This is a genomic window from Alistipes sp. CAG:29, from assembly GCF_000435435.1.
Lineage (GTDB): Bacteria > Bacteroidota > Bacteroidia > Bacteroidales > Rikenellaceae > Alistipes > Alistipes onderdonkii.
Genome location: NZ_FR893414.1, coordinates 29,190 through 51,854, shown reverse-complemented (window position 1 = coordinate 51,854; position 22,665 = coordinate 29,190). Strand labels below are relative to the sequence as shown.

Genomic DNA, 22,665 nt, shown 5'->3' with positions numbered 1-22,665 from the left:
CCGGGCAGGCACGGCCGCCACGGCCGAAGCCGTATCGTGCCCCGCGACGGCCACCACGGGCACCGCCCCCAGCCCGGTCTGCCGGGCTACGGCGTCGCAAAGCACCCCGATCCTCCGGCCGGGCATCACCACCCGCGGGAAAAGCGCGGGATCGACGCCCGCCTCGCGCAGCAGTGCGCCGTCGATCTCCCGCGTGCGGGGCTCCATGAACTGCGACGTCGAGAGGATCGTATACTCGCATACCTTCTCGCCGGTGAGCAGGTACGACAGCGCGTCAGGCATGAAAAGCACCGACGCGGCATTTTCCAGCGCCGACATCCCCTCCCCGCGTGCGGCACGGAGCTGGAAGAGCGAATTGAAATTCATGATCTGGATACCCGTGCGGCGGTACACTTCTTGCCGGGGTATTTTCCGAAAGAACTCCTCGGGAACCCCGTTGGTATAGGGATCGCGGTAAGCCCTCGGAAGCCCGGCCAGCGTACCGTCGGCCGCCACGCAGGCCATGTCGACGCCCCACGTGTCGATACCGATCGAATCGACCCGAAGCCTTCGCTGCCCGGCCAGCGTCAGGCCGTGCAGGATTTCCTCATAGAGGGAGTAGATGTTCCAATAATATTTGCCGCCGATCGAAAGCAGGCGGTTCGGGAAGCGGTGCAGAACTTCGAGGGCGATGCCGTCGCCGCAGAGCGTGGCGAGAATGACACGGCCGCTCGTGGCACCGAGATCGACACCGACGAAATAACGGTTCATCACGGAAAGTTTTAGGTTACTGATGCAAAACTATACAATCTTTTCCCTACCTTTGTTGATGGTTTTGACAAACTATATATAGATTTGACACTATGGACGACCGGCCGCTGAGCATCCTTCACTACCTGCCAGTCTCCCCGCGCGACGAGCAGTGGGGCATCGTCTGCACCACGGCCGGGCACCAGCACGTCCCGCCCGGGACGCCCTACCCCGTCTCGGAACATCCCGAGCACTACCTGTTTTACAAAGGCAGCGGCCGCACGCTCGACGAATACCAGCTGGTCTACATCACCGCCGGGCGGGGGCGCTTCGAATCGGCATCCTGCCCCTCGCAGACGGTCGAGGCGGGCACCATGCTCCTGCTCTTCCCCAACGAATGGCACTCCTACTCGCCCGACCCCGGCACCGGATGGACGGAGTGGTGGGTCGGCTTCCGCGGCGCCAATATCGACCGCCTGGAACAGCAGGGGTTCCTCTGCCGCCGGCGCCCCCTGCTGCGGATCGGGTGCAGCGGCGGCATCGAGCGGTGCTACCGCGAGATCATCGGCACGGTCGAGGAGGAGCGCGTGGGATTCCAGCCGCTTATTTCGAGCATCGTGCTCCACATCCTGGGGTCGGTGCTCTTCAAGCACAGCAACCTGCTCTACTCCGACAACCCCGTCGTCGAGAAGATCAACCGCGCGAAAGCCATCATGCGCACAGACTTCGGCCGCAACCGCTCGCCCGAACAGATCGCCCGCGAAGTGGGCATGGGCTACACGTGGTTCCGCCGCGTCTTCCGCGAATACGTGGGGATGGCGCCGGCGCAATACCAGCACACGATGCGGCTCAACAAGGCCCGGGAACTGCTCGCGACGACAGCCCACAGCATCTCGGAAATAGCCTATGCGCTCGGCTTCGAAAGCGTGAGCGCCTTCTCGCTCTTTTTCCGCCTCCGCGAACGGCTCAGCCCCAGTCAGTACCGCGCCCGCTTCCGGGGCGGGAAGGGGCAGTGACCCGCCGGAACAGACCACGGCCGTGACGCACCGCGGGTTGCCCACGGCAGCGATGCACGGGGGCTACAACCCGCCGCCGACCAAAGCATTGACCCGCGGGCGCAAATAGGGGTTGATGTTATGTATTAAAATGAAATCACGGCATATCACTTACAATCTGTAAGCATAACACACCAAAAAACTGCGCATCCTTTACTTTACTTCCCGTTTCAGCCTAATCGCCCCCGATAAAATCCCCTTTGAGAACTCTTTACGGGGTTTCGCGTATTTCCTCCGTACACCACCGATTGCCGGAAAATTGTTATCTCCTCAGGTTTTCGGGGAAGTTCGTCCCCTCCGGCGAAAAATATTTTTATATTTTTTATATTTTTTCAAAAAACCACCCCGCAGGTTGGTATATATTAAATAATATTAAAAAATAAGGTATCCAGAAGCACCTACGTCCGGAAACTCACCGCATATCAAACCGTACCGGAGGGTATTTTTTCGCCCGAAACCCCAAAATATTCAAAACATATTGAATTTTATTTTCGTTTTTATAAAAATATTTTAACCCGTGTTCAACAATGGTTCTTCGGGTTAAAACAAAATGTTAAGTTATTTATATTTAGTCTTATAGCACCTGTTTTCGCCCTGAAAAGAGGGCCGGAAAGACCCTTTCCGAACACTCCTGCTTACATTTCATCTATTTTGAACATTTGGCAAATTCGTTTTAATTATTTTTCTTTGTCGCGTAAGACAGTATCATTTACTTATGCAAAAAACGAAACTTCTACTCAACATTCTTGCATTTTTCCTATGTGCCTTGCCGGCGATGTCCGTAGCTCAGGGGGGGGGAAATGTGACCGTCAGAGGCATCGTCACCTCGGCGGATGACAAGCAACCCCTCATCGGGGTCAACGTGATTTCCGGGGCCACCAGCGGGGTGAGCACCCTTGCGGACGGAAGCTACTCGATCAGCGTCGCCGCAGGGACGACGCTCACCTTCCAGTACATCGGCTACAAGCCCGCCACCTTTACGGTTCCGGGCGGCAGCGCCTCGCTGACCTACAACGTCTCCCTCGAGAGCGAGGCACAGGCGCTCGACGACGTGGTGGTCATCGCTTACGGTGTCCGCAAGAAGGGCACCATCGCCGGATCGGTATCGACCGTCAAGGCCGAAAAGGTCGAGAACACCCCTACGGCGGCGTTCGATCAGGCCATCCAGGGACAGGTTCCCGGACTGACGGTACTTTCCAATTCGGGTGAGCCGAGCACGTCGGCAACGATGATGATCCGGGGCATGAACTCGATCAACTCGGGTACCTCGCCGCTCTACATCCTCGACGGGGTCGCCATCGCCAGTTCCGACTTCAACGCCATCAACCCGGCCGACATCGAGAGCATCTCGGTGCTCAAGGACGCCTCCTCCACCTCTATATATGGTGCGCGCGCGGCCAACGGCGTGATCGTCATCACGACCAAGCGCGGGCGCATGGCCGAGCGGGCGAAGATCAACTACCGCATGCAGCTCGGTTTCTCGCAGATCGCCTACGGCAACTGGGATCTGATGGACACCGACGAACGCATCCGGTACGAGAAGGAGATCGGGTTCACCGACGGCAAGAACTACAACGTCCTGGGCAAGACCAACGTCAACTGGCTCGACGAGGTGTTCAACGATGCCGCCCTGCTCCAGAACTACGAGCTCTCGGTTTCGGGGGCCACCGACAAGACCAATTACTACGTCTCGGGCGGCTACTACAACCAGGAGGGCATTGCCGCAGGTTCGGCCTTCGAGCGCTTCTCGCTCCGCGCCAACGTCGAACAACAGGCAGCCAAGTGGCTCAAGCTCGGCACCAACACGATGATGAACTACCAGACCATCGAACGCGCCGAGTCGGGCGAATATACGCTCGTGACCCCCATCTCGGCCGCACGTTTCATGATGCCCTACTGGAACCCCCACCGCCCCGACGGCTCGCTCGCCTCGATCAAGGACGGCACCTGGAAGGGCGAAGGCCAAAACCCGCTTGAATGGCTGGCCAACAACAAGATCTCCTATAAAAAATACAAGGTGATCTCGACGCTCTTCGCCGAGGCCACCCCCATCGAGGGGCTCACCATCCGCTCGCAGTTCGGCGTGGACTATTCGCACACGACGGGCTTCGGCGCCTCCTACCCCAACTACCCGCCCAACCTGGGCTCGGGCACGGCGCAGCGTTACTCGACCGACGGCATGAGCCTTTCCATCACCAATACGATCAACTACCGCTTCTCGCTCGACGGCGGACACTCGTTCAACTTCCTGTTGGGCCAGGAGGGCGTCGATTACAGCTACGAGGAGTTCACGCTGGCGACCCGCGGCCAGAACAACGACAAGCTGGTCAACATCTCGTCGGGGACGCGAGCCACGTCGTGGAGCGACGTCACCGACGACAACTACGCCTTCCTGTCGTTCTTCGCGCGCGGCGAATACAACTACGCCGACCGTTACTACGTCGACTTCTCCGTCCGTACCGACGGCTCCTCGCGCTTCGGCACCTCGGGACGCTGGGCTGCGTTCGGCTCAGTGGGCATGATGTGGAACCTGCGCAACGAGAAATTCATGGAGAACTCGCGCCGCTGGCTCACCAACGCGCAGATCGCCTTCAGCACGGGCACCTCGGGTAACTCGTCGATCCCCAACTACGAACACATGGCGCTCGTGAGCGGCGGCCTGAACTACTACGGCGACGCCGGCATCGCCCCCTCGCAGCCGGGCAACGAAGACCTGCAGTGGGAGAAGCTGTGGATCACCAACCTGGCCATGCACCTGGGCTTCTGGAACCGCCTGAACGTGGACGTCGAACTCTACCACAAGAAGAACAGCGCCATGCTCATGGAGGTTCCCGTTTCCTACACCACCTCCAACGGCTTCGGCTTCCGCTGGGACAACGTGGGCGACATGACCAACCGCGGCGTCGAGGTGAGCCTGGCCGCCGACGTCATCCAGCACAAGGATTTCGTGTGGAGCGTGAACGCCAACGTCTCCTACAACAGGAACAAGATGACCAAGCTCTACAGCGGGGTCAGCGAATACGAGCTTTCGAGCACCAATACCAAACTGGTCGTGGGGCACTCCTTCGGCGAGTTCTACCTCAACCGGTTCGCAGGCGTCAACCCCGCCAACGGCGACGCGCTGTGGTACACCAAGGAGGGCGAGCTGACCACCGAGCTCCGCGACGAGGACAAGGTCATGGTCGGCAAGAGCTACGTGGCGCCCTGGCAGGGCGGCTTCGGCACGACGCTGGCCTGGAAGGGACTTTCGCTGTCGGCACAGTTCAGCTGGGTCGCCGACCGCTGGATGATCAACAACGACCGTTATTTCGACGAGTCGAACGGCCGATTCGCCTCCTACAACCAGTCCAAGCGCCTGCTCAACCGCTGGAAGAAACCCGGCGACATCACCGACATCCCGCGCCACGGCGTCTACACCGAGTTCGACGACCGCCTGCTGGAGGACGCTTCGTTCCTGCGCCTGAAGAACCTCATGCTGAGTTATTCCTTCCCGCAGGAGTGGCTGCGTAAGACACGCTTCATCAGCGGCGTGAAGATCTACGCCCAGGCCCAGAACCTCTTCACCTTCACCAAATTCACGGGCCTCGATCCCGAAGGGTCGAGCAATATGTACCAGGCACAGTATCCGATGGCTCGCCAATTCACCTTCGGACTCGACTTAACATTCTAATCAGGGACTATGAACATGTTACGCAATATAAAATTCTACCTTTCGGCCTTCGCGATACTTGTCAGCACCACCTCGTGCCTGGACAAGTACCCCGGTTCGTCCATCCCGGAGAAGGAGGCCATGCGCACCTTCGCCGACGCCGAGCAGACGCTCACCGGCATCTACGCCTCGCTCAAGAGCAACGCGCTTTACAGCGGCTACCTCACCCTGCTGCCCGACATCCAGGCCGACCTGGTCTATGCCGTCGAAGGCAATACCAATACCTACGGCTCGTTCTGGCGCTGGGACATACGCCCGACCGACCTGCAGCTCGAAGCGGTTTACGCCGCCCTCTACAAGGTGATCGGCAACTGCAATTTCTACCTCGACCGCATCGACGAGGTGATGGCCAACGAAATCAGCGACACCAACATCGAGAAGCTCGAGCAGTACACGGGCGAGGTCTACGCCGTGCGTGCGCTCTGCTATACCGAGCTGCTCAAGACCTTCTGCAAGGCCTATGAGCCGGACACGGCCCAATCGGAACTGGGCGTCGTGCTGCGCACGAAATACTTTACGCCCGAGGCGGCCCGCCGCGCATCGCTCTACGACTCGTACCAGTTCGTACTCGACGACCTGGCCGAGGCCGAGAAACGCCTCGACAAGGAGAACGACGCCTACGGCAACGTCTACATGACCTCGGCCTCGGCCGAGGCGCTGCACGCCCGCGTTGCGCTCTACATGCAGGACTGGGACACGGCGATCGAATATTCGAGCACCCTGATCGACGAAAAAAAGGCCACCTTCCAGCTCTCCGATGCCAAGACCAACTACACCTCCGACTACACCTATTTCGACTACATGTGGGCGTACGACCTGGGATACGAGGTCATCTGGCGCATCGGCTTCACCGACACCTCCTACGGCGGGGCGCTCGGCACGGTGTTCCTCAACTTCAACAAGGACTACACCTATTTCTATCCCGACTATGTCCCCGGCCAGGCTGCCCTGGATCTCTACGACGATGCCGACCTGCGCTATTCGGGCTACTTCTACCAGACCGAGACCGGTTATGCCCACGGGCTGAGCTGGCCGCTGCTGGTCAAATACTACGGCAACCGCAACCTGATCGCCAACCAGATCTACCATGTCTCGATGCCCAAGCCGTTCCGCCTGGCGGAGCAGTACCTGATCCGCGCCGAGGCCTACTGCCAAAAGAACGATTTTTCGAAGGCCGGCAACGACCTCTCGACGCTGCGCAAGATGCGCTACAAATCGGGCGGTACGATCAACGTCACGAAGGACAACTGGTTGCAGACCATCTCCGACGAGCGCCTGCGCGAACTCTACATGGAGGGTTTCCGCCTGCACGACCTCAAACGCTGGCACAAGGGCTTCGAGCGTAAGCCGCAGGCCAATTCCCAGGCCGAAGGCAGCTCGCTCAAGATCGAAGCCGACAACCCGCTTTTCGTATGGCCGATCCCGCAGCACGAGCTGGAAGCCCCCGGTTCGGAGATACTCCCGAACGAAAGCAACAGATAGCAACAACGAATAGAAGAGAGACAATGAAACGAATTATCACGGTTTTGTTTGCAACGGGACTCCTGGCCGCCCTCGCAACGGGTTGCAAGGAGGAATATAAGACCTACTCCGACGCGGAGTACGTGCTGTTCGCCGATACCTTGGCCACCTACGCCGTACTCCAAGACCAAGACTATTTCTCGGTACCGGTCTCCTCGACCGTCGCGTGCGATTACGACCGCACATTCGGCGTGGAGATCATCGACCAGGGCAGCAATGCCGTCGAGGGGAAGCACTACCGCCTCCTGTCGAACACCATCACCATAAAGGCCGGTTCGCGCAAGGCCGACGTACAGGTGCGCGGGTTGTACGACAACATCGAAGATACCGACTCGCTGGGCTTCATCCTCAAACTGGTCATGCCCGAGCAGCTGAAATGGGATCTCTACCACGACCGGACGAAGGTCGTCATGCAGAAAAGCTGCCCCTACGACATCAACGAATTCACGGGCTGGTGCGTGGTGACCTCGACGTTCCTCAACAGCTACCCCGGCGTGGAAAACAAGAGCATCCAGCGCCTCATCCGCACCGAGAAGCACCCCACCGAAGAGAACATGATTATCCTGCACGACTGGCTCTTCTCGGGCTACGACGTCACGATCCGCCTCGACCCGCGCGATCCGATCGAACCGCTGGTAACCATGGACAAGAACCAGGTACTGGCCGACGAGGCTTCGGTCTTCGGACAGATCGTCGGGGACAACAAGATACTGGTTACTAACAGCCCGCTCTACGACTCCTATTTCAACAGCTGCCAGCACTACGTGGCGCTGTGGATCAAGGTGCATGTCGAGGACATGGGCGTGAACATGGGCCTGGTAGGCCATTTCTACAACATCATCGAATGGGTCAGCGACGAGGAGGCCGAACGGCTCCAGCGGGAAGAAGGCATGCTCCCGGGAGGCGTCACGGCGTCCGGATCGCTCTAAATCATAACGTAAATAAAGAAACGAAATATGAAAAGACATTATTTACACTTGGTGATGTCGCTGCTCGCCGGAGCATGTCTGGCGGCCGCTTCGTGTTCCGATTCGGATGAGGATACGAAGCTCCCCAGCCCCAACTTCCCCGAGGCGGTTTCGGCGACCATCGAAGCCGGCGGCACCTACACGCTCGAGATAGAGCCCAACCAGAACTGGGAGGTGAGTGTCCCGACGGCCACCGCCGCATGGTTCTGGATACAGGACGAAACACAAAAAGTCTGGACGCTGCGCGGCGGTGCGGGTGCATCGCGGATCGTAATCGGCGTGGCCGAACTCGATGAGTTCGACGACACGCGCGTCTGCGAGGTAACCCTCAAGATGGGCGGCCAAAGCAAGGTCATCGCCACGATCACGCGCGGTACGCTCGAACGCGGCTTCAGCCTGCGCACATGCAAGATCGACGAGTACGGCGACTTCGAATACGGCGACAGCGAAACCGGCCTCACCTACTCCTATAACGAAGGGGAAGCCCAAAGCATCGACCTGACCTGGCCCGAGGGGCGCACCGATTTCTCGATGCCGATCCTGGTCGAAGCCAATTACGAGTGGGCGATCAACCGGATGCCGGAATGGGTATCCACCCCGTCGGTGACGGTCGGGCAGCCCGGCACGAAAGTCGAGATCCGCATCCAGGGCAACCCGTCGGCCTATCCGCTCGACGGGGCGCAGGACAAACTGGTGTTCATCGACAGGAGCAACCTCGACGCGAAGGTCGAGATTCCGATCACGATTCCCTCCTGCCGCGACATTTTCGACGTCACGCTCGACAAGGAACTCAAATTCAACGCCGCAGCCGAAATCTACAACAGCATGAACGGCGACTGGTCGCCCGGCGCCGCACGCGGTTCGGTCAAGAGCATCAGGGGCGCGAGGATCTACGTCATCGCCGAAGTCACGGATCGTTGGGGCAATACCAGCCTGAGCGGCGACGAAGCCGACACCAAATGGGTCACGGTCACGGAGAATGCCTGGGACGACGACCTGGTGATCATGGACAGGGGCTTCACCATCGGCACGCAGGTCAACCAGGGCGATGCCCGCACGGCACGGATCATCATACTCCCGGCATCGCTGGCCGTAGAAGACCCCAACGAACTCTTCGACTACGACATCAAGGAAGAGTACCAGCCCTATGTCTTCGCCACGCTGACACAGCAGGCCAGCCCCGGCCCGATCCAGGCAGCCAACCCCGAGGGCATGGCGGAGATCGGCACCTTGTTCGAGAAACTCCCCTCGACCCACTGGTCGCTCCGCGAGCTCGAGGTCGACGACGCCTACAAACTGACCTATACCAAAGCCTGGTCGAACGACCCCGAAGCCACGCTGACATTCGAACGCGACTTCACCGGCTATAAATGCTACGACGCCGACTGCCAGCCGCTGTCGGACGAGCAGAACTGGCTCTCGGTACGCCGCGTCGAAGGCGGGGCCATCATCGATATGGATCGCGAGGACGAAGGCTACATCGTCTTCTACGACGCCGAGGGCAACATCGCGGCCGTCAACTGCCTCTACGATCCCAATGCGGACATCGGCGGCACGGACATCGGGTTCGCATATCCCGAATACGTCACCGGCGCGACCCTCGAAGAGATCACCTCGGGCGAATACTACGAACAGTATGCGGAGTACGGCGCCCCGATCTACCAACTGACCTACGAGGGAGAAACCACGAACGCCGTGATGAACGTCCCGACCTACTCGAGTTTCATGGCCCAGGGCGATGCGGAAAGCTGGCTTACGGCCGAATCCTACGGTCCGACCCAGATCTACGTCAACATGGACTCACAGACCGCCGCCGAGGGCGTCATGTTCCTCTACGGAGCCAACTGGAACGTGGTGATGGTGATCATCTGCACGCTCAACATCTGACCCCAATGATTCAGGGCCCCTCTCCCAAGGGGCAGGGGCCCTGTTCGATACGACTACAATTTATGGAGAACATACAGACCAGGTTTTTAGATATGAAACTTTTAAAATTTTCCGTAACGGCATTCCTCGCACTGGGCATGGCCTTCCTCGGCGGATGTTCCGACGACGACGGCATCGACAACCGCGACCAAGATTACGGATACGTTCAGTTCAAGCTACACAAGGAGGCGTCCTACGACGCCCTGAGCCGGGCCCAGAAACCCCAGCTCGACTACCTTTCCGAAGCCAGCAAGGTGCAGGTCTCGCTCTATTACGACGGCACGACCATCACCCAGTCGCTGACGCTCTCGGCCCCCGACAAGCAGAGCGCCGAATTCGGGCTTCGCAGCGAGAAGCTCCGGCTGCTGACGGGACAATACCAGATCATCACCTTCTCGTTATTCAATGCCGACGACGAGCTGATCTACAACGGCATGCCGGGCGAAGAGAGGCTCGACATCGTGGCCGGCGGCCTCGTTTCGCACGACCTGACGGTCGACGTGGAGCCGCGCGGCACGGTGCGTTTCTCGATCTCCAAGGACTTGTCGGACTTCACCGAGACACCCGTGGTGACGCGTGCCGCCGAACGGCAGTACACCTTCGACGAGATCGCGTTCCTCGACCTGACCGTAAGGCACAAGACGACCAACGAGCTCACCACGTTCGAAAAACTCCCCGCGAAGTTCTCGATCCACTTCAGGGACGACCGCGAGGACGGGGCCCCCGAGGACATCGAGGACGGCTACCAGACCTCCTCGCTCGAATGCGACACGCTGCTCTCGCTCAAGGCGGGCGATTACAGCCTGGAGAGATACCAGGCCTACGACAAGAACAAAATCCTGCTGGAGACCAACAAGCGTCCCAAGAACCTGGATTTCACCATCGAGGACAACAAGACCACCGAGGCCAAAGTCGGCGTCACGCTCTACGAGGCCGACGAGTATATCCGCGACTACTACGCGCTTTACGAAATCTGGAAGGCGCTCGACGGGGAGCACTGGTCTTACAGGGGTGAAAACTATCCCACCGGCGTCAACTGGGATTTCAACAAGGATCCCGACCTGTGGGGCGTCCAGCCGGGCGTGGAGGTGCACTCCAACGGCCGCGTGGCGAAGATCTCGATCGGCGAGTTCGGCTTCCGCGGGCACGTGCCGGCAGCCATCGGCCAGCTCTCGGAGCTCGTCGAGTTGTATCTGGGCACGCACAACGACGGCAACCTGCTCGAATACGACCCCTCGCTGGCACACGACAAGAGCCTCTCCGAGCGCAACCGCACCCGCATGGAGCGTCACAAGGAGTTCCTCTCGCTGATCCATATCCCGACCCAGACGTCCGAGCCGATCGCCCGGGCCCTGGCCGAACACGGCATCTCGATCCCGGCCACGTCGCTCTACAAGAATTTCACCGAGGATCAGATCATCGACCGCAAGACCGGCCTCCAGAACAATATCCGTCCCTACGACGTCGTACACGGCAAGCTCACCAACGGGCTCAAGTCGATCGACCCGGCCATCGGCAAACTCGAAAAGCTCGAGTACCTCAACATCGCCAACGGCGAGCTGGAGGAGATTCCCGCCGAAGTAGCCAACCTCAAGTCGCTGACCGACCTGGAGGTCTACAACTGCCCGAAGATGACCCGCTTCCCGGTGGAGATCGCGCAGATGCCCGAGCTCGTTTCGGTCAACATCTCCAACAACGCCCAATGGTCGGCCGAAGAGCTATACAAGGGGCTCGACGCCATCGCCAACGGCCCATCGAAGGAGAAGCTCCAGATCCTCTATGCGACCAACAACAAACTCAGGGAGATCCCCGAGTCGTTCAGCAACCTGAAGAAGATCGGCCTGCTCGACCTGTCCCGGAACCAGATCGAAACGCTCCATCCGCTGGGCAAGGAGGTCGCACCCGAACAGCTCTACCTCGACCACAACAACATCACTTCGCTCCCGGCCAACAGCGACGGCATCTTCTGCGGCACGGACGACACGGAGACCTTCTCGGTGACCTACAACAAGCTCAAGAAGGTTCCCAACATCTTCTCGGCCAAGTCCAAATACGTCATGAAATCGGTGGATTTCTCCTACAACGAGATCGACGGCTTCGAAGGCGAAGAGGAGGGCAAATACAAGGGCCTGCGGGTGGAGACCTTCTCGCTGGCGGCCAACCCCGGGCTGACGAAGTTCCCCAAATGCCTCGGCACGACCAATTCGCTGGTTTCCTACATCATCCTGCGCGGTTGCAGCATCGACGAAATCCCCGAGGGCAGCTTTGGCGGCAAGAACTCGACGGCGCTCATATCGCTCGACCTGACCTACAACAAACTGAAGGCCCTGTCCAAGGATTTCACGGCCGAGCAGCTGCCCTACCTTTACGGGCTGGATATATCGTACAACTCGTTCGACAAGTTCCCGTTCGGGCCGCTCAACTGCGCCGGGCTGACCGTATACGCCATCCGCGGCCAGCGCGATGCCGAGGGTAAGCGCTGCCTGCGCGAGTGGCCCACGGGGCTCTACCAGCACACGGGCCTGCGCGGGTTCTACATCGGTTCGAACGACCTGCGCAAGATCGAGGACACGATCTCCTACCTGATCTACCACCTCGACATCAGCGACAACCCCAACATCACGTTCGATGCCTCGGCCATCTGCTACTACTGGCAGCAGGGGGTCTACAACCTGATCTACGACAAGACCCAGAACATCCTGAACTGCGACAAAATGCTCGAATAACACCTAAGGAGAAACGACAATGAAAATAAAGAATTACATACCGGTCATCCTCTGCTCGATCGCATTATGCAGTTGCTCCGACGCCGACAAGAACATCGCGTTCGGGCTCGACAGCGACGCCATCAAAGCCGAAGCCGCAGGGGGAAGCCACAAGATCAAAGTATCGGCATCGGGGGACTGGGTCGCCACCACCGACGAGCCGTGGATTTCCATTTCGCCGGCCAACGGCCGCGGCACCACCGAGTGCAGGATCCTCATCGACTCGGCGCTGACCGACTCGCCCCGCCGCGGCGTGGTACGCATCCAGGAGCAGAACACCTGGGACAAGAAGGAGATCACCATCGACCAGCAGGGTTTCGACTACGCCATCACGCTCGGGGAGAAAGAGGTTTCCGTGGCCAACTTCTCGGCCTTCGGCACCCGTTATTTCGACGTGAAGGTCAAGACCAACGTCGACTTCGCCGTCGAAGTCCCCACCTCGGCCGAAAGCTGGCTCAAATTCGACAGCTATAAGGTCGAACTCGACCGCGGCATCCGCCCGCGCGAGGTGACCGTACGCTTCAACTGGAGCATCAACTCCCAGCCCAACGAGCGTATCGCCGACGTGGTGTTCAAGCCCAAACGCGAGGTGGAACTCGCCCGCCAGGACAACCTGCTCGTCACGCAGGGCGCCGCCGAACCCATCGAGGAGAACACCCGCAGCGGCGACTCGATCGCCCTGCTGGCCATCGCACGCACGCTCGGAACCAACAGTTCGTGGGAGAACGGCGAACGCATGGACAACTGGGACGACGTCACCCTTTGGGAGGAGGGCATGGCGGGTTACACGCCCGAGAAGAACGGCCGCGTGAAATACGCCCGGTTCTTCATGTTCGACACCAAGGAAGAGCTGCCTTTCGAAGTGCAGTACCTGACGGCCGCCGACGAGCTGAACTTCTACAGCAACGTCAACGCCTTCCTGAAAGACCTCACCACCGGCGAGTACATCACCAAACTCACGCAGCTCAAACGCCTCACCATCGCCGCCTACGGGCTGGTTTCGCTGGACAAGAACTTCACGGCGCTCAAGAACCTCGAGTTCCTCGACCTGAGCAGCAACAACTTCCAGAAGATTCCCGACGAGATCAACCCGACCAACTTCCCAAAACTGCGGACGTTGCTCATGGGCGCCAACACGCGCAGGAACATCTACGACCTGAGCAACACCGTCGAAACCAACTACGGCGGCCTCGTCGATGAAGAAGGATTCCCGCGCCGCATGATCGAATGGGATCTCGACACGCTGCAGCTCTCGGTCAACTACCTGCAGGGGCCGCTGCCCAAGATGGACGACTGGGAGAAATACACCGAGCAGGACATCATCGACGCCGACACGCTGCCCCGCGCGCTGATCGGCACCCCGAAGGTGATGCCGCACACCAAGCGCTTCGCCATCAACCTCAACCGCCTGACCGGCGAACTGCCCGACTGGCTGCTTTACCACCCCGCCCTCGACTGGTGGTCACCCTTCCAGCTCGTGTTCACGCAGGAAGGCAAGGATGCGACGGGCGCATCGGCCGGATTCGGCAACGAACCCGCCAACCTGAACTATTACTACGAATTCTACGAGGGGTACAAGAAAGACCCCGGCGCAGAAGAGGAAGACGAGGATACGACCAAATAATCAAGACGATGAAAAACTATTTATACGGCATTTTTGCCATTGCATTCCTGGCATTTACCGCCTGCACCAACGAGGAGCTCCCGACGCCCGGCACCGGACAGGACACCCCTGTCGAGCACAAATCGGGGGAGATACTCGTCAAATTTTCGCCTTACGTGAGCGAGATACTCGACAAGGCGGCCGCAGCGACCCGCAGCGGCGGCCCCGCCACCCGCTCGGGCATCCTTTCGGTCGACGAGGTTCTCGACATCGTGGGCGGCTACCAGATCGAACGCGTCTTCCCCGTAGACGGCCGCAACGAGGAGCGCACCCGCGAATCGGAGCTGCACCTGTGGTACGTCGTACGCTTCGGCGACGACTACTCCGCCGAGGAGGTCGCCGAGAAACTTTCGGCCCTGGGCGAAGTCCAGCACGTGAACCTCAACCGCACGATCCGCCGTGCCTACAACGCCGGCAAGAAGGCGATGCCTCTCACCCGCGAGGCCCTCGCCGCCATGCAGCGTGCGACCCGTGCCGCCGGGGATACGGGCTATCCCTTCAACGACGAGCTGCTGCCGATGCAGTGGCACCTGATCAACCGAGGCAACCTGTTCGGCGAGAAGTCGATCGTCGATGCCGACGTGCAGTGCGAAGAGGCGTGGAAATCCTCGACGGGCGACAAGTCGATCATCGTCGCCGTGCTCGACGAAGGCGTCATGGTCGAACATCCCGACCTGAAGAACAACATGTGGGTCAACGAAGGCGAGGTTTACCGCTCGAAGCAGGACAACGACGGCAACGGCTACAAAGGCGACGTCTACGGCTACAACTTCGTCTTCGACACGGGCGTTATCTCGTGGGACGACGTCAGCGATACGGGTCACGGCACGCACGTGGCGGGCGTGATCGCCGCACAGAATAACAACGGCATCGGCATCAGCTCGATCGCCGGCGGGAACGCCGACATCCCGGGCGTGAAGATCATGAGCTGCCAGATATTCTCGGGCAACGCGGTCAGCAACTCGCTGGCGACCGTCCGGGCCATCAAGTACGCGGCCGACAACGGCGCCGTCATCCTGCAGTGCAGCTGGGGCTATATCTCGGGCAGCGCCAACAGCTACGAGTGGGGGGCGCCGGGCTTCAAGGACGAAGAGGAGTGGGCGACGAACGCCCCGCTGGAGAAGGACGCCCTCGACTACTTCCTGCATAACGCCGGATCGCCCAACGGCCCGATCGAAGGCGGCCTGGCCATCTTCGCAGGCGGCAACGAGAGCGCCCCGCAGGCCGGGTTCCCGGGCGCTGCCGAGGAGTGCATCTCGGTATCGGCCACGGCTGCCGACTATACGCCCGCCGTCTACACCAACTACGGCCCCGGCACGACGATCGCAGCCCCGGGCGGCGACCAGGACTACTATTACGAGTACTTCGACGACAACCACAAACGCGGCGAGATCGGCTGCATCCTTTCGACGCTGCCCTATGCCATCAGCGAAACGGGCTACGGTTACATGGAAGGCACCTCGATGGCCTGCCCCCACGTTTCGGGCGTCGCCGCGCTCGGGCTCTCGTACGCCGCACAGCTCCGCCGCCACTTCACGGCCGACGAGTTCAAGGCACTACTCTACCAAACCACCACGCCGATCGACTCCTACATGACCGGCCTGAAAAACTACTACCGCTACGTCGCCGACGTCGGCCTGAACCAGCCCATGCAGCTGACGCTGGCCAACTACCGCAACCAGATGGGCACGGGCCAGGTCAATGCGGCCAGGCTGCTCAACGCGGTCTCCGGCAACGGCAAGCAGGTTTCGTTCCCGAACCTCTACATCTCGCTGGGCAAGGAGGTGAAGGCCATCCCGGCCAACTACTTCCTCGGCGGCGAAACGCTGACCTACACGGTCAGCATCGCCGACACGGCGGTCGCCACGGCGTCGATGGAGGGTGCGAAACTGACGGTCAGGGGGCTGAAGGCCGGCACGACCAAGGCAAGCATCACTTCGAGCAAGGGCGAGACGCACAATTTCAACATCACGGTGCGTAAAACGGCAAACGGCAACGGCTGGCTCTAACGGACGATGCGCTGCGGAACGACGATAGCACGTATGCTCTTCTGCTGCGGGGCGTTGTGGGCGGTAACCGCCGCCACACCGCTCTGCTCGCAGATCCGCATCGTCCCCCGTGCCAAACTCGACAGCCTGGCGCACCCCGCCACGGCCGACGGTGCCGAAGCGATGCGCTTCGAACGCACGCAGATCGACGCAGGGCATATCGGCGAGGACGACACGCCGCCGGGCTACACGTTCAAATGGCATAACGCAGGGACGGCACCGCTCGTCATCACCCGCGTGCAGACCACCTGCGGCTGCGCCGCGGCCACCTACGGCCGGCAGCCCGTCCGCGCGGGCGGCGAAGGCACGGTGACGGTCACCTACCACCCGAAGGGACACCCGGGGAGCTTCGACAGGCGGATCTTCGTCTATACGCAGCTCTCGGACAAGATGCCGACGGCCATCCTGCACCTCACGGGCACGGTCATAGCCTCGGAACGCACGGACGGCGACTACCCCTATGCAATGGGTGCGCTGCGGCTCAAACAGCAGTCCGTGCGCCTCGCCCCGGAAAGGTTGCAGAACGAGCGCATCGAATGCCTGAACACGGGCGGCAAAGCCATGCGGCCACGCTGCGACGAGCACCTGCTCCCCCCGGGGATCACCTTCCGGTGCGAGCCCGCAACCCTCGCCCCGGGCGCCAAAGGCGACCTGGTCATCGGGTTCGACCCCGCGCAGGCAACGCGCAGGCCACCTGTGCAGCTGCCCCTGATCCTCGAAGGGCCCGATGTTCCGCCGAGCGGGCGCACGCTGCAAATCCGGTTCGAAGAAACAGAGTAAGAAACAGACAAAAACGAGTAATATGAAAACAATTTTTAGATTTACGCTCCTTGCACTTATCGCGACGGCCTTCTGCGCCTGCGATGACGACAAGTCGTATGTAGCCCCCCTGGATGTCACGCCCAACAACCTCGCCGGCACGTGGCAGCTCGCCCAATGGAACGGCGCGCCCCTCGCCGAGGGCAGCTACGTATACATCGAGTTCATCCGCAAAGACCAGAAGTACGTCATGTACCAGAACTTAGACAGCTTCGGCGCCCGCAAGCTCACGGGACGCTTCGCCATCGAAACCGACGAGGAGCTGGGCGCCATCATCTACGGAAACTACGATTACAGCGTAGGCGACTGGCAGCACCGCTACATCGTGACCGACTTTTCGAAGACACAGATGATATGGACAGCCAAGGACGACCGCTCGGACATTTCGGTCTACGAACGCTGCGACGGCATCCCCGAGGAAATCACCGGAGGGAAAACGGAGTAATAAAAAGTTCACGCCGCAAGGCAGTAAAAGGGACACCCGCTCCGGGGTGTCCCTTTTACCATTATGTCACGGAACGCCCCTCCCGGCACAACCGGATTGGTAATGCGCGGAATTTGTAGTAATTTTGCGCAAAACAATACGGACGATGACACGACCACTGCAATTCATACCTTTCAAGTCCCGCTCGGACAAAGGCTGGGCCGAGGCCTGGGAGCTTTACGAAAAGTCGTTCCCCTACAACGAACGCTGGAACGCCGAAGGCTACGACCGGGCATTCGGCGACCCGAATTTCGAAGCCGACGGCATCTGGCGCGGCGACGAGTTCATCGGCATCCTCTTCCACTGGGGTGCCGACGGGTACCGTTATGTCGAGCACCTGGCCGTCTCACCCGCCCTGCGGGGACAAAACATGGGCTCCGCGGCACTCTCGGCCTTCTGCCGGAAGGTCGGGCGCGTCATCCTCGAGATCGACCCACCCGCAGACGACATTTCGATCCGCCGCCTGCACTTCTACGAGCGGCTGGGGTTCGTCGCCAACCCCTACCGGTACATCCACCCGTCGTTCCGCAAGCCTTTCACGCCCCACCGGCTGGTGCTGATGAGCTATCCCGGCGCCATCACCTACGAAGAAGCCCGCAGTTTCGCGGACTTCGTACGGGAGGCAGTCCTCCGCTATTCGGAGCACGAAGCCCCCACTCTGCCGAATTTAGCGTAAAAAGCGGATCGCTTCCAGCAAGACAACGGTTCCGACCGGCATAGGCCGTTCAGCGGCGGGATTTCTTTCCCGGCATCCCCGGCAATGCAGACGATGCAGGCGGATAGGCGGATAGGCGCCATATCGGCATAAAATGGAGCCGGGCGCAAAAACGGGATCCCTCCGGAAGCCGCCCGGCCGAAAACCCCGTTACAGGATCCCGACCAGGTATTTGGTGACGAAATAACCGCCCACGACCAGCCAGACATACAGCAGTCCCGCCAGCACGAAGGGCTTCGCCCCGGCATGTTTGAACTTGTCGATGCTCGTTTCCGTACCCAGCGCCGTCATGGCCATCGTCAGCATGAACGTATCGACATATTCGATGGCGCCGTTCAACGGAATGTCGCGGACACTCTCCGCCCCGGTCAGGTATTGCAGCAGCGAATTGAGGCCGATGACCGCGATGAAGCCGAAGGCGAACCACGGAATGGTAATTTTGCTCTTCTCCTTGTGCCCTCCGGCGGTTTTCCGGCGGCCCGCCAGCACGAACCCCAGGATAACCAGCACGGGCGCAAGCATCATCACGCGGATCATCTTGGTAATGGTGGCCGTCCCAGCGATTCCCAGCGTATCGGTCGGATCCATTGCGTTGCCCGCCCCCGCCACATGGGCCACCTCGTGCAGCGTGCTGCCCGTATAGACGGCCACGCCCGTGTCCGTGAGCCCGTCGAGCATCCCCGTGCGGTACATCAGGGGGTAGAGGAACATCGAGAGGGTGCCGAAAATCACGACCGTGGAGACGGCAATGGCGGTTTTGTACCCCTCGCATTTCACGACCGGCTCGGCACCCAGCACGGCCGCCGCGCCGCAGATGGCACTGCCCGTCGAGGTCATCAGCGCCGTGTCGCGGTCGATCTTCAGCAGGCGTCCCAGCAGGACGCCGCCCAGGATCGTGACCGTCACGACGACCAGGTCGACCGCGACGGCCGGGATGCCCACAGCCGCCACCTCGGAGAGCGTCAGGCGGAACCCGTAGAGGATGATGCCCCAGCGCAGCACCTGCTTGGTACAGAACCTGATGCCGGGCACCCACGTTTCGGGCAGTTTGTTGCGCAGGCTGTTGGCATAGAGCATGCCCAGCACGATGCCGACGATCAGCGGGCTGAACGAAAGTTTCTTTACGAGGGGGAACCCGGCGATGTAGAATGCCGCGAACGAGAACAGGACGATCAGCAGAATCCCGTGCAAGGTATTCGCCCTGTTACCTTTTTTCAACATATCCTTCGTGTTTTTAAGAAGCCGTTATAACTTTTCCTTTGTTTCGCCGGCAAAGATCGCATCTTTTGGCGGGATATGGAACAAGGACTGGTTATCCTGCATAACATAAAGTTATAATGAAAACCCCAGCCGTGCAGCGGTGCCCGGAAACGGAAACGGAAGCGGAATATGGGAACAAAAACGGGATGCGGGAACGAGATACGGGAACGAGATACGGGAACGAGAACGGAATACGGGATGCCCGCCGGGTCAGCGGTCGGCCCGGGCGAAATCGACGAACTGCCGGACAAGCCGGGCAGGTTCGGCCTCGGGATGCACGAACACGAAGTCGCGCGTGAGCGACAGGGAGTCGACATCGACGATACGCAGCGTACCGCTGCGCAGCTCGTCCACGACCGAAATCACCGACAGGATGGCCATGGCGTCGCTGTTGCGCACGAATGCCTTGATCCCCTCGGTCGAGCCGAGGCGCATCACCACGTTCAGCTCCGGGATGCGGATCCCGGCCTTGCCGAGTGCCGTCTTGATGACTTCGAGCGTCCCCGACCCGCCCTCGCGCAGCACGAGGGGAATCTGCCGCAAACGGTCGGGCGTCACGGCATCCGTCCGCGCATAGGGGCCGCCCGTACGGGCGACAAGCACCAGTTCGTCGGGCGTGAAGAGCGTATAGTGCAACCCCTGCCGGCGGCTGAGGCTCTCGACCATCCCCAGGTCGATGCCGTGCCCGCACAGCGCCTGTTCGACCTGATCGCTGTTACCCGACATCATCGAGACCCGCACGCCGGGGAAGCGCGTGGTGAAGCGGGCGAGGATCGGCGGCAGGAGGTATTGGGCGATGGTCGTGCTGGCACCGAGGCGCAGTTCGCCCTCGACCGCACTCGCGCAGAGGCCCATCTCGTACTCCAGGCGGCGGTAGTCGCCGGCCAGCCGTTCGGCGCAGGTCAGCAGGGTCTCGCCGGCCGCGGTGAGTTCCAGGCGGCTGCCGCGGCGGACGAAGAGTTGCACCTTGTAACGGGATTCGAGCTCACCGACATGCTTGCTGACGGCGGGCTGGGAAATGAACATCTGTTCGGCGGTTCGGGTGAAACTGAGCGTCCGGGCCGCGGTGATAAAAACTTTAAGTCGGAAATCGTCCATAACTTTCGTAGGTTATCGGCGCAAGGCCACCAGCCATAGCGTCCTCAACCCAGATGCCCGTCTTGGGCGAACTCCTTTACCGACTTGATATAGTGGTCGATAGTCTCCTGCATCGAAACGAACGATTTACCTCCCGCGGCATTCTTGTGGCCACCGCCGTTGAAGTACTTGCGGGCGAAGAGGTTGACGTCGACATCTCCGCGCGAACGTAAACTCACGCGGATGAACTTGCGGTGGGCCAGGAACATGGCCGACATCTTCATCTTCTTGATCGTCAGCGCGTAGTTCACGAAACCCTCGCTGTCGCCCTGCTGGAACTGGAAACGGCGCATTTCGTTCTCCATCAGCGACATATAGGCCACCGTCCCGTCCTGGATGATCTCCATCTTGCGGTTGATGACATAACCGAACAATCGTGCGCGGCCTTCGGTATAGGCGTTATAGACGTTGTTGTGTATCTCGGGAATGCTGATGCCCTTCTCGACCAGCACCGCCACGGCGCGGAACAGCTCCGGCGTGAGGAACGAGTAGGCGAAGTTGCCCGTGTCGGTCATGATGCCCACGTAGAGCGCCTCGGCCATCTGCCGCGTAATGGCATCGGTGCCGAACAGCGCTTCGATGATGCTGTATACGAGGAAACAGGTGCTCGACGAATCGGGATACGAGAACGAGAGGTCGAAATGCCCGTCGGGCGAAAGGTGGTGGTCGATCAGCACGCGGCGCGCCGTGGTGTTGGCCTCGATCGTATCGCTCAGGATTTCGAGCCGCGACACGGCGTTGAAGTCGAGGCAGAAGAGCAGGTCGGCCTCGGCGATGGCGCGCACGGCATCGCCCGCGGTATCGTTCTTGAAGACCACGACCTGGCCGATACCCGGCATCCAGTCGAGAAAATAGGGGTATTTGTTCGGGACGATGCACGTCACCTCGTGTCCCATTCCCCGCAGCACCTCGGCCCATGCGAGCGAAGAACCCACGGCATCGCCGTCGGGATTGGTATGGGCGACAATCACGATCTTCCGGTTTGCCGGGGCGAGAAGTTCCCTGAGGGATTCGATACGCTCTTTCGATAGCTCCATTTCAGCCTTTCTTCACATTGGTGATACTGGGCAAAGGTAGCAAAAAAGAGGGAGATAACAAACCGCGCCCGCCGATGTATACTGAATTTGCACATTTGCATACACCCCGCAGCCGGGAATTTCGTTAATTTTGTTCCGGCTAACCAAAACCGTACGTATGAAAAAACTCATGTCCCTGCTGCTGGCAGGCCTACTCCTGGCAACGGCCGCCGCGACGGCCGCGGCACCCTATGCCAACAACCGCGCCCCGCTGCGCGAAAAGCCCTTCGTAAAACTTCCGCTGGGCGCCATCCGCGCCGAAGGATGGCTCCGCGACCAGTTGCAGCGCCAGGCCGACGGGCTGACGGGGCACCTCGATTCGGTCTACCCCGAAGTGATGGGCCCGCGCAACGGCTGGCTGGGCGGCGACGGCGACGTCTGGGAACGCGGCCCCTATTGGATCGACGGGCTGCTGCCGCTGGCCTATATCCTCGGCGACGAACGGCTGATCGAAAAGACCCGCCCCTGGGTCGAGTGGGCGCTCGGCAGCCGGCAGCCCGACGGCTATTTCGGCCCGGCGGAAGACCGTCCGTTCGAAAGCCCGGCCATACAGCGCGACAACGCCCGCGACTGGTGGCCCAAGATGGTCATGCTCAAGGTGCTGCAACAATACTACTCGGCGACGGGCGACGAGCGCGTCATCGAACTGATGAGCGCCTATTTCCGTTACCAGCTGCGCGAGCTTCCGAAGACCCCGCTGGGGCACTGGACTTTCTGGGGCGAACAGCGCGGCGGCGACAACCTGGGCATCGTCTACTGGCTTTACAACATCACGGGCGACGACTTCCTG

The 22,665-nt window shown here is 60.4% G+C and carries 16 protein-coding genes; 12 read left to right on the top strand and 4 right to left on the bottom strand.

Annotation, left to right across the window (positions count from 1 at the left end):
* Positions 1 to 750, bottom strand: a 750-nt coding sequence (locus QVP03_RS02395; RefSeq protein WP_288210608.1) for an FGGY family carbohydrate kinase, incomplete at its 3' end; no start/stop codon positions are given.
* 92 nt (positions 751 to 842) lie between these two features.
* Here QVP03_RS02395 and QVP03_RS02390 point away from each other — a divergent pair.
* The 11 genes from QVP03_RS02390 to QVP03_RS02340 all read left to right on the top strand — a co-directional run bounded on the left by QVP03_RS02390 (position 843) and on the right by QVP03_RS02340 (position 18,363).
* Entirely contained in the window at positions 843 to 1,745 is a 903-nt protein-coding gene (locus QVP03_RS02390) for an AraC family transcriptional regulator (protein ID WP_018695729.1), read from the top strand.
* A gap of 754 nt (positions 1,746 to 2,499) precedes the next feature.
* Complete coding sequence (locus tag QVP03_RS02385; protein WP_276637074.1) at positions 2,500 to 5,454, top strand: SusC/RagA family TonB-linked outer membrane protein; 2,955 nt, start codon at positions 2,500 to 2,502, stop codon at positions 5,452 to 5,454.
* A gap of 9 nt (positions 5,455 to 5,463) precedes the next feature.
* Positions 5,464 to 6,975 carry a RagB/SusD family nutrient uptake outer membrane protein gene (locus tag QVP03_RS02380; protein WP_022332053.1) on the top strand — a complete coding sequence of 504 codons (1,512 nt, stop codon included), beginning with the start codon at positions 5,464 to 5,466 and terminating at the stop codon, positions 6,973 to 6,975.
* A gap of 23 nt (positions 6,976 to 6,998) precedes the next feature.
* Positions 6,999 to 7,943, top strand: a complete 945-nt coding sequence (locus QVP03_RS02375) for a DUF4984 domain-containing protein (RefSeq protein ID WP_022332052.1) — start codon at positions 6,999 to 7,001, stop codon at positions 7,941 to 7,943.
* A gap of 27 nt (positions 7,944 to 7,970) precedes the next feature.
* Positions 7,971 to 9,869: a hypothetical protein gene (locus QVP03_RS02370; protein WP_022332051.1), complete on the top strand. Its 1,899-nt coding sequence runs from the start codon at positions 7,971 to 7,973 to the stop codon at positions 9,867 to 9,869.
* A 92-nt stretch (positions 9,870 to 9,961) separates the two neighbouring features.
* Positions 9,962 to 12,634: a DUF4458 domain-containing protein gene (locus QVP03_RS02365; protein ID WP_022332050.1), complete on the top strand. Its 2,673-nt coding sequence runs from the start codon at positions 9,962 to 9,964 to the stop codon at positions 12,632 to 12,634.
* A 19-nt stretch (positions 12,635 to 12,653) separates the two neighbouring features.
* Entirely contained in the window at positions 12,654 to 14,297 is a 1,644-nt protein-coding gene (locus QVP03_RS02360) for a BACON domain-containing protein (protein WP_022332049.1), read from the top strand.
* A gap of 8 nt (positions 14,298 to 14,305) precedes the next feature.
* Entirely contained in the window at positions 14,306 to 16,345 is a 2,040-nt protein-coding gene (locus tag QVP03_RS02355) for a S8 family peptidase (RefSeq protein ID WP_022332048.1), read from the top strand.
* A gap of 6 nt (positions 16,346 to 16,351) precedes the next feature.
* Positions 16,352 to 17,164: a DUF1573 domain-containing protein gene (locus QVP03_RS02350; protein ID WP_117507339.1), complete on the top strand. Its 813-nt coding sequence runs from the start codon at positions 16,352 to 16,354 to the stop codon at positions 17,162 to 17,164.
* Positions 17,165 to 17,186: 22 nt separating this feature from the next.
* Positions 17,187 to 17,648, top strand: a complete 462-nt coding sequence (locus tag QVP03_RS02345; RefSeq protein ID WP_022332046.1) for a lipocalin family protein — start codon at positions 17,187 to 17,189, stop codon at positions 17,646 to 17,648.
* Between the two features lie 145 nt (positions 17,649 to 17,793).
* Complete coding sequence (locus QVP03_RS02340; protein ID WP_022332045.1) at positions 17,794 to 18,363, top strand: GNAT family N-acetyltransferase; 570 nt, start codon at positions 17,794 to 17,796, stop codon at positions 18,361 to 18,363.
* A 189-nt stretch (positions 18,364 to 18,552) separates the two neighbouring features.
* On the opposite strand, the gene QVP03_RS02335 is transcribed toward QVP03_RS02340, so the two are convergent.
* From QVP03_RS02335 to QVP03_RS02325, 3 genes are all read right to left on the bottom strand, one after another.
* Positions 18,553 to 19,623: a YeiH family protein gene (locus tag QVP03_RS02335; RefSeq protein WP_022332044.1), complete on the bottom strand. Its 1,071-nt coding sequence runs from the start codon at positions 19,621 to 19,623 to the stop codon at positions 18,553 to 18,555.
* Between the two features lie 249 nt (positions 19,624 to 19,872).
* Positions 19,873 to 20,760, bottom strand: a complete 888-nt coding sequence (locus tag QVP03_RS02330; RefSeq protein WP_022332043.1) for a LysR family transcriptional regulator — start codon at positions 20,758 to 20,760, stop codon at positions 19,873 to 19,875.
* Positions 20,761 to 20,804: 44 nt separating this feature from the next.
* Positions 20,805 to 21,836 carry a DHH family phosphoesterase gene (locus QVP03_RS02325; protein WP_018695716.1) on the bottom strand — a complete coding sequence of 344 codons (1,032 nt, stop codon included), beginning with the start codon at positions 21,834 to 21,836 and terminating at the stop codon, positions 20,805 to 20,807.
* Between the two features lie 157 nt (positions 21,837 to 21,993).
* Here QVP03_RS02325 and QVP03_RS02320 point away from each other — a divergent pair.
* On the top strand, positions 21,994 to 22,665 hold a 672-nt coding region (locus tag QVP03_RS02320), incomplete at its 3' end, for a beta-L-arabinofuranosidase domain-containing protein (RefSeq protein ID WP_288210607.1).